Raw genomic sequence first — 13,687 nt, forward strand, 5'->3', positions numbered from 1 at the left:
TTTCACCTAATTGCCAAGACCTAAGCGCTCGCCGGCATAGGAACCATCTTGCACACGACGCCACCAGGTTTCGTTATTCAAATACCACTGCACGGTTTTGCGAATGCCAGACTCAAATGTTTCTTGGGGCTTCCACCCCAATTCACGCTCAATTTTTTCAGCATCAATCGCATAACGCATATCGTGGCCCGGCCTATCTTTCACATAGGTAATGAGATCACGGTAGTGAGCAACGCCTTGTGGTTTCTGTGGTTGTAGCTCTTCCAATAACTCACAAATCGCTTCTACCACTTCGATATTACGGCGCTCATTATGCCCGCCGATATTGTAAGTGGTGCCCGGTTCAGCTGTTGTTGCCACTAAATGCAATGCACGAGCATGGTCCTCAACAAATAACCAATCACGAATTTGCTCCCCCTTACCGTATACAGGTAATGGCTTGCCCGCTAATGCATTGAGAATAATTAATGGGATCAATTTCTCAGGGAAATGATATGGACCATAATTATTCGAGCAATTAGTGATCATGGTTGGTAAACCATAAGTCCTTTCCCATGCCCTTACCAAATGGTCACTCGATGCTTTAGACGCAGAATATGGGCTACTTGGTGCATAAGGTGTTGTTTCAGTGAAGAACCCTTCTGGGCCTTCTAAATCGCCATACACTTCATCAGTGGAAATATGATGAAAGCGGAATGCAGCTTTTTTTTCTTCATCCAATGCAGACCAGTAGGAACGCGCGGCTTCTAACAGTGTGTAAGTCCCTACTATATTGGTTTCAATAAATGCAGCAGGGCCATCAATGGAGCGATCAACATGGCTTTCAGCAGCCAGATGCATGACTACATCTGGTTGATATTGTTCAAATACTTTGTCTAGTGCCGTTCTATCACAAATGTTCACTTGCTCAAAAGCATAGCGGGGGTGACTGGCAACAGCCGCTAAGGACTCTAAATTGCCAGCATAAGTTAAACAATCAACCACGACCGCACTGTCGCCAGTGTTCTCAATGATGTGACGAACAACCGCAGAACCGATAAACCCTGCGCCCCCAGTAATTAATATGCGTTTCAACGCCACACTCCTTTTGTATCAACAACCCATTTTTGTGGAATAGCTGAACCTTGAATACCTTTAAACATATTGTGATCAACTAACATGAGGATCACATCCGCTTCATTAACGGCTTGTTCAATCGATACTAATTCAGAAATACCTTTTAAAGAGGTTGGTAATTCATGGATATGAGGCTCAACCGCATAGGTTTTACCCGGGTTCCAGTTCGCCACCATTTTAGTAATGTGCATCGCTGGGCTTTCACGTAAGTCATCAATATTCGGTTTAAAAGATAAACCGAAGCACGCAATCGTCACTTCGTTGGCTTTTTTACCCGTTTCCACTAAACAATCTGCAACCGCAGCTTTTACTTGATCAACTACCCAAATAGGCTTGCCATCATTGACCAAGCGCGCCGTATGAATTAAGCGGGATTGTTTTGGATTTTGCGATACGATAAACCATGGGTCAACTGCGATGCAGTGCCCTCCAACACCCGGTCCCGGCTGAAGAATATTAACGCGAGGGTGGCGATTAGCGAGGCTAATTAGTTCCCACACATTGATATCTTGTTCAGCACAAATCAATGATAATTCGTTTGCAAAAGCGATATTAACATCACGGAAGCTATTTTCCGTTAGTTTACACATTTCAGCTGTTCTAGAGTTGGTAATAACACATTCACCTTCAAGGAAAATGTTATACAACTCACTGGCTCGTAGGGAAGATTTTGGCGTCATTCCACCCACGACACGGTCGTTTTTAATCAATTCGACCATGACTTGCCCCGGTAATACACGCTCAGGGCAATATGCAACATCGATATCTGCCTCTTCACCAGCTTGATGAGGGAAAGTTAAATCAGGACGAGCCTCTGCCATCCATTGTGCCATTTGCTCAGTCGTTCCCACTGGGGATGTCGACTCAAGGATCACTAAATCGCCTTTTTTCAGCACTGGAGCGACCGACTCTGCCGCAGCCCTAACATAAGTGAGGTCAGGCTCATGCTCACCTTTAAACGGTGTTGGCACAGCAATAAGATAAGCATCGGCAGGCTGTGGTGTAGTAAAGGCTTTCAGGTGACCTTCTTCAACGGCTTTTTTCACCACAACATCCAGCTCAGGTTCGACAATGTGGATTTTCCCCTGATTAATGGTGTCAACGGCGTGTTGATTAACATCTACACCAACCACTTGCTTTTTACGTGATGCAAAGGCTGCTGCTGTCGGTAAACCAATATAACCAAGGCCAATAACAGAAATAGTTTCAAAACTCATAATTTCACCTGATTACCTTTTAATGCTGCAAGAATACGCTGACATGCATGACCATCCCCATACGGGTTATGTGCGCGGCTCATTTCATGATATTCCGCGTCATCTGTCAGTAACCGATTAACTTCTTCCACAATTTTTTGTGTATCTGTCCCCACAAGGCGAACTGTACCTGCATCAACTGCTTCAGGGCGTTCTGTGGTGTCTCTCATAACCAAAACCGGCTTACCGAGAGAAGGAGCTTCCTCTTGAATACCGCCAGAATCCGTCAAAATCAAATAGGAATGATTCATCAAGTAAACGAACGGTAAATATTCTTGAGGGCTAATTAAAATAATATTATCAATGTCATGCAATATACGTTTAACTGGTTCACCCACATTAGGGTTCAAGTGAACTGGGTAAACAACTTGGACATCTGGGTGTGCTTGGGCAATCTCTGCTAATGCATGGCAAATACGTTCAAAACCACCACCAAAACTTTCGCGACGATGGCCTGTAACTAAAATCATTTTTTTGTTTGGGTCAATAAATGGATAATTAGCTGCCAATTTTTCCATCATATACTGGTCGCTCATCACTTTATCGCGCACCCACAATAGTGCATCAATAACCGTATTACCCGTGACAAAAATATGGCTATCAGGGATTGACTCTTTTAATAGATTTTGGCGCGAATTTTCAGTTGGAGCAAAATGATACATGGCCAAATGGCCTGCAATTTTACGGTTTGCTTCTTCAGGCCACGGTGAATAAAGATCACCAGTGCGTAACCCAGCTTCAACATGCCCGACTGGGATACGATGATAAAATGCGGCGAGGCTAGTCGCCATCGTTGTTGCTGTATCTCCATGAACCAAGACAACATCAGGTTGGAAATCAGCAAAGACAGCTTTTAACCCCTCGAGAATACGGCATGTAATATCGGTTAAATCTTGCCCAGGTTTCATAATATTGAGATCATAATCGGGAGTGATCTCAAACAGTTTCAGTACTTGATCTAGCATTTCACGATGCTGAGCGGTGACACATACTTTTGCTTCAAAAAATTCATCCGCAGCAAGTGCATGAACCAACGGTGCCATTTTAATAGCTTCAGGCCGTGTGCCGAATACAGTCAATACTTTCACAGTGACTCTCTTATATTTATCTTTCGCAGTGTGCTGCTTTTGTAATCTTAATGACTTCATAATGCCACTGATGAAAACATCAGTGGCATATCCCAAAATCAAGATGGGCGACGGCGAGCAAGTACCACTCCGGCACCAACTAACAACCCTATGGCTCCCCAAAGAACCATCATAAAGGCTCGACGAGGACTATCGCGTTTTACGGGGTCTTCAGGAGTCCGCAGGTAGCGATATGCTTGGAAATTATCTTGGAGAGTTGGTCCTACGCTCAATGTTGATAACATGGCAATATTTTGATCATAATCGGTATCATGATCAGGACCTGTAGCTTTCAATGTTTCAATTTGTGCCTGTAATAATGGGGCACCTAACATGAACATTTTAGAGTCAGGGAGTTCATCCACTGGTGTTGTACTTTGATTACGCACAATACCTTGTTTTTCCGCGACTTTAAGTGCTTGTTCTAAGACATTCAGACGTCTTTCATAAGCCGCGTTGGCAACCATATCTTCACGCTTAACTAAGGCTTTCATGGATTGCATTTTAGTTGCCCAAGTACCTTTAATTTCATCGTTCAGGTTCGTTGTTGCGCGTTGATTCGCAAACTGAGTGTACTGGCGCAATAATTGATTCGCATCTGCTGATGTTTCAGCCACTAACTTAATACTATCTGTTAGGTTTTTGATTTCATCGGCGGGAGTAAATTCAATATTATTGATGAGTTCATCCAATAATGCAGCATCCGCTTTTGGGTCATTTTCCAAGCGTTGCTTATAGTAATCAGTACTCAACCAAAATTGACGGCGTGTATCATAAGAACCAAGTTGTTTTGTAAACTCTTGGTATGCTTCTTTTGCGATCGTCGGTAATTGCCCTTCTTGCCCGGTATTATTTATACGGGAATCGAGGTTGCGCAGAAATTGCTGCTGAGAGTAATAGCTTCCCAGATTATTTACAGTTGGTAAATCCGTGATTGCGGTTGCGCTCCACTTGGGTTGCATAAAATAAGATGCTCCCAATGCAATTGCAGCAAAAATAACTGCAAATGCAATGATCCAAATTTTGCCTTGCCACAATGAGCGGCATAAACCACGGATATCCAATTCCGGCTCTATTGGTGTTTGATGCTGACTCGGTTGTGTTTCTGAGTTATTCACTGCACAGAACCTCTATTTTCGTTTTGTCGTTACCGTACTGCACCTCGACGGACTCTACGTCTAACTCGTTTAATAAAACGGGCGACTTTCCAAGCTCGTTTGATGCAATAACCATACATCATAAATACAAGCAAAAATAATGCCAACATTACCCACTCTGGTACAAATGTTAACCTTTCGCCAATAATTCCGATACATGCCAAGATAGCTGCAGATAAAGTAATCAATACAAATGCACCTTTTGGCGTGAAACCGGAACGCATAATCAAATGATGAATATGTTGGCGGTCTGGTGAGAATGGACTCATACCTTTACGAATTCGGCGATACATAATGGCAACCATATCCATTAATGGGATCGCAATAATCCATAAAGCTGTTACTGGGTTAATAGGGTGAACTTCTTCCTGAGTTGAAGCGACTAAGATCCAAATAATGGTGAAACCGATCAAAGTACTTCCTGCATCCCCCATAAATACTTTAAAACGACGCCCTAATACGCCTAAATTTAACAGAATATAAGGAAGGATAGCTGCAATAAAGGCAAAACACCAAAAGGCTAATGCAAAATTACCATTTTGATAAAGTAAAAAGCCGAGTGCCCCAAAGGAAACCGAAGATAACCCCCCAAGTAACCCATCAATACCATCAACCATGTTAAATGCATTGATTGCAGCCCATACGGCAAAGAGAGTGACAATATAACCAAATGGACCAAGAACGAGTTCCCATGGCCCAAATGCATGGCCTAATGATTCAAGTTTTAGCCCTGCTGCTGTCATCATAACAACCGCAACAATAGCTTGGATCCCTGCCCTTAATTTTACACTGATATCAAACCTATCATCTAGCGCACCGATAAAGACCAATAAACCTGCACAACTGATATACAGCCATTTATGAGGTATATACTCTTCAGTTATATAAAACGCAAAACAGATCCCAAAGAAAACGGAAATTCCCCCAACAAGAGGAACTAATCCTACGTGCTTTTTCCTGAAGTTAGGCTTATCAACTAACCCGATTTTTATCGCAACAACTCGGGCCAGAAAAATAAAGGCTAACGAAAACAAGAAAACGTAGAAGAGGTTGGTTACAAAGTGTATGGTGTCCACTGTTCGACTCTCTTAATCTTTATATTTAACTTTCAAAACTAAATTTTTTTTGGTGAATGCCGATAAGTAAGCAAGCGCCAATGCATTATCATCTTGGCAATAAAATCCGCTATAAGACGAATCTTCATTCGTACAAAGACTCCTATAACATTATCAATATACACACTACACGTGTGTTTTTAATTCGATAACGAAACATTTCCAAGTTTATACTTTATAGCTGCAATATGCATGCCATAAAATCAATACGCTAAAATAGAGTTAATCAATTGACCATTAAATAATCATTTAAAGATTAAATAATAAAACGCCCTAAATAAATTTAATTTCAATCACAAAAATATATAAAACCAATTAATTTCTTTAAATTCAATGGACTAAAAGAAACCCATTGTTTTGTATGTCTTTAATTATTGTAGCGTAGAGAATATACACTTGTTTAACTAATACAGCGTGTAAATAAAGAAATAAAACATAGGGTTAATTTATCTAAACTAACACCATACAACAATAAATATCATTTATAGCTTATTTTATAACTTCATTTTTTGTATTCAGCAAAGATATGGGTGCAAAAAAATAGGTGCCAATAATGGCACCTATTTATAAGATTTGAAAATCTTAGCTGCTATGCTCTTTTCATGAAGTCAAAAAACTCTTCATTTGTTTTAGTCATTGCGAGTTTACTAATGAGGAACTCCATCGCATCGATTTCACCCATAGGATGAATAATCTTACGTAAGATCCACATTTTTTGTAGCTCATCTTGCGACGTCAGCAACTCTTCTTTACGGGTACCAGAGCGGTTGTAATCGATAGCAGGGAATACACGTTTTTCTGCAATCTTACGAGAAAGATGCAATTCCATGTTACCTGTACCTTTAAACTCTTCATAGATAACTTCATCCATTTTAGAGCCGGTATCGACTAACGCAGTCGCAATGATTGTTAGGCTTCCACCTTCCTCAACGTTACGAGCAGCACCAAAAAAGCGTTTTGGGCGATGTAATGCGTTGGCATCAACCCCACCGGTTAATACTTTACCGGATGAAGGAACGACGGTGTTATATGCACGAGCAAGACGCGTAATGGAATCAAGTAAGATAATAACGTCTTTTTTATGTTCAACCAGACGTTTAGCTTTTTCAATCACCATTTCAGCAACTTGAACGTGACGTGCAGCTGGCTCATCAAAAGTCGAAGCAATAACTTCACCTTTAACTAAACGCTGCATCTCTGTCACTTCCTCTGGACGCTCATCAATAAGCAGTACCATCAGAACGCAATCAGGGTGGTTATGTGCAATGTTTGCTGCAATATTTTGCAGTAACATTGTTTTACCTGCTTTAGGTGGAGCCACGATCAAACCACGTTGCCCACGACCGATTGGTGCAGCTAAATCCAGTACACGCGCAGTTAAATCTTCCGTAGAACCGTTACCGCGTTCCATACGCAGACGACTATTGGCATGTAATGGTGTTAAGTTTTCAAAAAGGATTTTACTGCGGGCATTTTCAGGTTTGTCGAAGTTAACTTCGTTGACTTTCAGGAGGGCAAAATAGCGTTCACCTTCTTTAGGAGGACGAATTTTTCCTGAAATTGTGTCACCTGTACGTAGGTTAAAACGGCGGATTTGGCTAGGAGAAACGTAGATATCATCAGGACCTGCGAGGTAAGAACTATCAGCTGAACGGAGGAAACCAAATCCATCCTGCAATATTTCCAGTACGCCGTCGCCGAAAATATCTTCTCCACTTTTTGCATGCTGCTTCAAAATAGAGAAAATAATATCCTGCTTTCTCATACGGGCTAAGTTCTCTAGCCCCATGTTTTCGCCTAACGTAATCAATTCTGATACTGGCGTATTTTTTAATTCGGTAAGATTCATAATGGTGGGTTCTTTAACTCGGGGTAATTCTCGAACTATGAACGTAAATTGACGGCAACTTAATAACTAAGTGCCAGTTTAACTTTATACAGCCCTGTTGGTAACGGATTCATCATACGCTCACAACAATGCATAAAAATTTTTGCTAGTCATTACTAATGATTTTTCTAACATGTGACTACGATTCACCTGAAAGATGTTCGGTATATTATTAGAAACACACACAACATTAGCAATAGTTTTTTGTACATTTAGGACAACATCTATCCCAATATCGCAAATTTAACGCCAGAACCGCATTAAATAACACATTTGAACTGAACGTTAACTTTTCCCAGTTTGTTACTATCCCCTAAGATCTAATAACATTAGATTACATTACTGTAGCTTATGCACTATCTTTAACTAAGATGAAAAACACATTGGAATAAATGATATTGAATGCAGCAGTAGCTTGAACTCAACGTCTAAATTCTCAATTTTCATATTTAAAATCATTGTGTCATCAGTTTTTGATCATTAACAATCATTACGAAACAATTATCACAATACAGAACTAACAAACTAGATATATAAGATAAGAGCAATGGAATACAAAGTAATTCATATGGGTGCTATACGAGGAATAATGATAACTTATCATGCTTAAGTGAAGACGTCTAGCGGCTCTCTAGATAAAATAGATATACCGCTAAACGTTTTGGCTTGTATATAACGATAACTTACAGATTTCCGTCTAGAAATTCTTTCAGTTGCGTTTTTGATAATGCGCCCACTTTGGTTGCAGCAACTTCACCATTTTTGAATAAAAGAAGTGTCGGGATACCACGAATTCCATATTTTGGGGCGGTAGCCGGGTTTTCATCAATATTCAGTTTTGCGATGGTCAATTTGCCTGTATATTCATCAGCAATTTCATCAAGAATAGGCGCGATCATTTTACAAGGACCACACCATGCTGCCCAGAAATCGACGAGAACAGGTGAACTTGCGTTCAAAACTTCAGTTGCAAAACTTGCATCAGTTATATGTATAATTTTATCGCTCATGTTGTACTCCAAAAATTCATCTTTTGCAGACTTAGTGTAACATTATTGGCAGCAGTATGCTTTATTTCAAAAGATACACTTTCGTAAACCAACCGTTAACTGATATTCTAACATACTATGAGTAAAGCACACTTGACAGAAAAGAAGTTTTCCGACTTCGCATTGCACCCTAAAGTCATTGAAGCTCTTAATAAAAAAGGCTTCGATTATTGCACGCCAATTCAGGCGTCCACTTTGCCTTTTACTGTCGAAGGCAAAGACGTAGCGGGTCAAGCGCAAACTGGTACAGGTAAAACGTTAGCATTTTTAACGTCTACATTTCATTATTTATTAACTCATCCCGCTATTGAGGGGAAAAAAACTAACCAGCCTCGCGCGCTAATTATGGCACCAACTCGTGAACTGGCAGTTCAGATATACTCAGATGCTAAAGAGCTTGCTGAATATACTGGCCTGAAAATGGGCCTAGCCTATGGTGGTGATGGTTATGATGAACAATTAAAAGTTCTACAAAATGGCGTCGATATTTTAATTGGCACAACGGGTCGTCTTATCGACTATGCCAAACAAAACTACGTCGATTTAAGCGCAATCCAAGTCATTGTTCTCGATGAAGCTGATCGCATGTATGACCTTGGGTTTATTAAAGATATTCGTTGGCTATTTCGCCGTATTCCGGCTGCAACAGAAAGGCTTAACCTGCTGTTCTCCGCAACACTATCTTACCGCGTCAAAGAATTAGCATTTGAACAAATGAATAACCCTGAATATGTTGAGGTAGAACCTTTGCAAAAAACAGGTCATCGTATCAAAGAAGAGTTATTTTACCCTTCTAATGAAGAAAAAATGCGTTTACTCCAAACCTTACTTGAAGAGGAATGGCCGGAACGTTGTATCATTTTCGCTAATACAAAGCATCGTTGTGATGATATTTGGGCTCATTTAGCTGCAGATGGTCACCGAGTGGGGCTACTTACTGGGGATGTCGCACAGAAAAAACGCCTACGTATTTTAGAGCAATTCACACAAGGTAGCCTTGATATTCTCGTCGCAACTGACGTGGCTGCTCGGGGTTTACATATTCCATCTGTAACTCATGTTTTTAACTATGATTTACCTGACGATTGTGAAGATTATGTTCACCGAATTGGTCGTACTGGCCGTGCTGGCGAAAGTGGTTGCTCAATCAGCCTCGCGTGTGAAGAATATGCACTCAACTTACCGGCTATCGAAGAGTATATTCAACACTCAATCCCTGTGAGTAAATATAATAGCGAAGCACTATTGGATGATTTACCGGCACCAAAACGCCGTCATCGTCCTCGCCCTGGGGGCCCTCGCCGCAATTCAAATTCGCCGCGTCGCCACAATGGCCCACGTAATAACCATAAACGTCCAGGCTGAGTAAAAACGATATGCTGAAATCTTCTTCTCTTTATGCTGCCATCGATTTGGGTTCAAACAGTTTTCATATGCTAGTAGTGCGCGAAACTGCTGGCAGCATTCAGGTTATTTCTAGGGTTAAACGCAAAGTTCGGCTTGCGGCTGGGTTAGATAAAAACAACCTTCTTTCTGAACAAGCGATGGAACGAGGCTGGCAGTGTCTGCGCCTATTTTCGGAACACCTACAAGATATTCCGAACACGCAAATTCGAGTCGTCGCCACAGCGACATTACGCTTAGCTAAAAATGCTGACCTATTTATCGAGAAAGCCAGTAATATCCTAGGAAACCCCGTTAAAGTTATTCAAGGAGAAGAAGAAGCTCGCCTAATTTACCAAGGTGTCGCACATACGACAGGCGGCCCTGATCAACGTTTAGTCGTTGATATTGGCGGGGGCAGCACTGAGCTAGTCACAGGGACTGGTGCTAAAGCGGAGCAACTTTATAGCCTTGAAATGGGCTGTGTTACTTGGCTTGAACGCTATTTTAGCGACCGAAGTTTAACAGAAGAAAATTTTTCTGCAGCCCAAACCGCTGCACAAGAAGTCATCGCCCCAATTGCTGACGCCTTAAAAACCCATGGATGGAAAATTTGTGTTGGAGCATCAGGAACAGTCCAAGCAATTCAAGAAATTATGATTGCTCAAGGCATGGATGAATTAATCACCCTCTCAAAGTTACAACAGCTTAAGCGTAAAGCAATTCAATGCCAAAAACTTGAAGAACTTGAAATTGAGGGTTTAACCTTTGAGCGAGCCCTTGTTTTTCCAAGTGGATTATCGATTCTAATCGCAATTTTCGAAGCTTTGGGGATTGATAACATGACACTAGCTGGGGGCGCTCTTCGAGAAGGGCTCGTCTACGGTATGTTGCAATTACCTATCGAGCAAGATATTCGAGCCCGTACTGTTCGTAATATTCAACGCCGCTTCCAAGTTGACATTGAGCAAGCGAGTCGAGTTCGTCAACTTGCGGAGTACTTTTTCCTACAAGTGGCAAAAAATTGGGGGTTAGATACTCGTTGTCGTGATTTATTATCAAGTGCTTGTGCTTTACACGAAATAGGCCTCAGCGTTGATTTCCGTAAAAGCCCTGAACACGCCAGCTATCTAATAACACACCTTGATTTGCCCGGTTTCACCCCTGCGCAAAAACGGTTACTCGCAGCACTATTAAGAAACCAACAAGGCCCTGTCGACTTAGCATCTTTGAGCCAACAAAATGCATTACCCATACAGCAGGCATACTATTTATGCCGTTTACTGCGGCTAGCCATTATTTTTTCTAGCCGTAGACGTGATGATACATTACCAGCTTTAAGACTCAATACGGATGCTAATGGGTTAACAATTATGCTGCCTTATCGTTGGTTAGCAGAGCACCCTTTGCGCGCAGAAAATTTACAGCAAGAAGTCCAATGGCAAGGTTATGTAAATTGGCTATTAGAGCTAGAAGAACGTAATAGTTCAAATTGAGAGTTCTTTCCACACTAGGGGAAACCTAGTGTGGAACCTAATTAATTGTTATTTTCTGTTTTCTTATTTAACCCTAAGCGCGCTTTAATATCTGCTAATGCCGATTGCCCTTTTTGCATACGCTCCTGCGCACTAACCACTTTGCGTTCCTGCTCCCACAACACATCATCCTGAGGTAACTCAAGTAAAAATCGGCTCAGTTCAGGGCGGATTAATTCGCCATATTGCCGACGCTCACGACAATGAGAAAAAAACAGCTCTTTTTGTGCTCGAGTGATCCCTACATAAGCCAAACGGCGCTCTTCATCAATATTATTTTCATCGATACTACTTTGATGTGGCAGTAACCCCTCTTCCATACCAACAAGAAAAACATATGGAAATTCAAGACCTTTAGATGCATGCAATGTCATAAGCTGAACTTGATCGGATTCTTCATCGTCTTCTCCACGCTCCATCATGTCACGTAGCGTAAAACGTGTTACCACTTGGCTCAAAGTCATTGGGTCATTAAGTTCATCGCCTTCAACCATTTCACTCATCCATGTGAACAATTGGTTGACGTTTTTCATTCGCATTTCAGCCGCTTTAGTACTCGTGGATGTTTCATATAACCAGCTTTCGTAATCCATTTCTCGCAATAAATCACGTACAGCAATCAAAGGCTCTCTTTGCGAAGTTTGTACAATTCCATCCATCCAATGTGTAAATCGTTGTAATGCTTCTAAGCCTTTACCTTTTAGTGTTTGCTCTAGCCCCAAATCAAAGCTAGCTTGATATAAGCTTTTACCTCGTTGGTTCGCCCATTCGCCTAGTTTTTGAATTGTCTTGGGGCCAATCTCCCGACGCGGTGTATTCACTATACGTAAAAATGCACTATCATCCTCAGGGTTAGTTAGTACTCGCAAATAAGCTAATAAGTCTTTGATTTCAGGGCGTGAAAAGAATGATGTCCCGCCGGAAATACGATATGGGATACGGTTTTGCATCAACATTTTTTCGAAAATACGTGATTGGTGATTACCACGATACAAAATAGCGTAATCTTTATATTCTGTTTTATTGATAAAATGATGAGCAATCAGTTCCCCAATAACTTTTTCCGCTTCATGGTCTTCATTATTGGCAGTTAAGACTTTTAATGGTGCGCCATATCCTAATTCAGAGAATAACTTTTTCTCAAACACATGGGGGTTATTCGCAATTAAAATATTCGCAGCTTTCAAAATTCGCTCTGAAGAACGGTAATTTTGCTCAAGTTTAATGACATTCAACTTAGGGAAATCTTGGCTAAGTAAAACAAGGTTTTGTGGGCGAGCACCACGCCATGAGTAGATTGATTGGTCATCATCCCCCACAACGGTAAACCTTGCTCGCTTTCCTACGAGTAATTTAACAAGTTGATATTGACTCGTATTGGTATCTTGATACTCATCCACCAGCAAGTAACGGATTTTTTGCTGCCAGCGTTCACGCACTTCTTCATTATGATATAACAACAAAGTGGGTTTGCTGATAAGGTCATCAAAATCCAGCACATTACAGCTTTTTAAATGTAACTCATAGCGGCGATAACACTCGGCAAAATGATGCTCTTTCTCACTACGAGCCTGCCCCACCACCTTTTCTGGTGAAAGAAGATCATTTTTCCAATTAGAGATCGAAGAGATCAGCTGTTGTAAAAGATCCTTATCTTCTTCAAGCAAATCAAAAGTCAGCTCTTTAAGTAGTGCTAGCTGGTCTTGGTCATCAAACAATGAAAAATTGGCTTTAATACCCAATGCCTTATATTCACGTTTAATAATTTCTAGTCCTAATGTATGAAAGGTAGAAATGATCAAACCACGGGCTTCTTTTTTCCCTAATGTTTGAGCAACACGCTCTTTCATTTCGCGAGCCGCTTTATTGGTAAAAGTCACCGCTGCAATTTGCCGAGGTTGATAGCCACACTGGCGAATTAAATGCGCAATTTTATTCGTAATAACACGTGTTTTGCCTGATCCTGCCCCTGCCAATACAAGGCAAGGACCATCGACAAATTCAACTGCCTGTTGCTGGCCTGGGTTTAATCGCATGGTTTTTCTACATCACCTAGTTATT

10 protein-coding genes are annotated in these 13,687 nt (G+C 41.1%); 2 read left to right on the plus strand and 8 right to left on the minus strand.

Translation table 11 applies throughout. The features are described 5' to 3' along the window. Nucleotides 1-6 precede the first annotated feature (6 nt). From rffG to trxA, 7 genes are all read right to left on the minus strand, one after another. Nucleotides 7-1,074, minus strand: a complete 1,068-nt coding sequence (gene rffG / locus ACHB7C_RS15785) for a dTDP-glucose 4,6-dehydratase (protein ID WP_042845886.1) — start codon at nucleotides 1,072-1,074, stop codon at nucleotides 7-9. Continuing rightward, nucleotides 1,071-2,333, minus strand: a complete 1,263-nt coding sequence (gene wecC, locus ACHB7C_RS15790; protein WP_042845888.1) for a UDP-N-acetyl-D-mannosamine dehydrogenase — start codon at nucleotides 2,331-2,333, stop codon at nucleotides 1,071-1,073. The genes rffG and wecC overlap by 4 nt, the downstream gene beginning before the upstream one ends. After that, nucleotides 2,330-3,460 carry a non-hydrolyzing UDP-N-acetylglucosamine 2-epimerase gene (gene wecB, locus ACHB7C_RS15795; RefSeq protein ID WP_048605856.1) on the minus strand — a complete coding sequence of 377 codons (1,131 nt, stop codon included), beginning with the start codon at nucleotides 3,458-3,460 and terminating at the stop codon, nucleotides 2,330-2,332. Before wecB ends, wecC begins: the two co-directional genes overlap by 4 nt. 98 nt (nucleotides 3,461-3,558) lie before the next feature. Then, nucleotides 3,559-4,617 carry an ECA polysaccharide chain length modulation protein gene (gene wzzE, locus ACHB7C_RS15800; protein WP_042845890.1) on the minus strand — a complete coding sequence of 353 codons (1,059 nt, stop codon included), beginning with the start codon at nucleotides 4,615-4,617 and terminating at the stop codon, nucleotides 3,559-3,561. A 29-nt stretch (nucleotides 4,618-4,646) separates the two neighbouring features. Further along, nucleotides 4,647-5,732: a UDP-N-acetylglucosamine--undecaprenyl-phosphate N-acetylglucosaminephosphotransferase gene (wecA, locus tag ACHB7C_RS15805; protein WP_042845892.1), complete on the minus strand. Its 1,086-nt coding sequence runs from the start codon at nucleotides 5,730-5,732 to the stop codon at nucleotides 4,647-4,649. A 628-nt stretch (nucleotides 5,733-6,360) separates the two neighbouring features. Further along, nucleotides 6,361-7,620, minus strand: a complete 1,260-nt coding sequence (gene rho, locus ACHB7C_RS15810) for a transcription termination factor Rho (RefSeq protein WP_042845893.1) — start codon at nucleotides 7,618-7,620, stop codon at nucleotides 6,361-6,363. A 722-nt stretch (nucleotides 7,621-8,342) separates the two neighbouring features. Then, entirely contained in the window at nucleotides 8,343-8,669 is a 327-nt protein-coding gene (trxA, locus tag ACHB7C_RS15815) for a thioredoxin TrxA (protein ID WP_042845895.1), read from the minus strand. Nucleotides 8,670-8,786: 117 nt separating this feature from the next. Between trxA and rhlB the strand changes: the two genes are divergently transcribed. Next, entirely contained in the window at nucleotides 8,787-10,073 is a 1,287-nt protein-coding gene (gene rhlB, locus ACHB7C_RS15820; protein ID WP_042845897.1) for an ATP-dependent RNA helicase RhlB, read from the plus strand. Nucleotides 10,074-10,084: 11 nt separating this feature from the next. Continuing rightward, nucleotides 10,085-11,587: a guanosine-5'-triphosphate,3'-diphosphate diphosphatase gene (gene gppA, locus ACHB7C_RS15825; RefSeq protein WP_129466658.1), complete on the plus strand. Its 1,503-nt coding sequence runs from the start codon at nucleotides 10,085-10,087 to the stop codon at nucleotides 11,585-11,587. Nucleotides 11,588-11,628: 41 nt separating this feature from the next. On the opposite strand, the gene rep is transcribed toward gppA, so the two are convergent. After that, nucleotides 11,629-13,662, minus strand: coding sequence for a DNA helicase Rep (gene rep / locus ACHB7C_RS15830; RefSeq protein ID WP_042845901.1), 2,034 nt, complete (start codon nucleotides 13,660-13,662; stop codon nucleotides 11,629-11,631). Nucleotides 13,663-13,687: the final 25 nt, after the last annotated feature.

Origin of the sequence: Providencia sp. 2024EL-00732 (assembly GCF_044006275.1) — a bacterium.
Lineage (GTDB): Bacteria > Pseudomonadota > Gammaproteobacteria > Enterobacterales > Enterobacteriaceae > Providencia > Providencia huashanensis.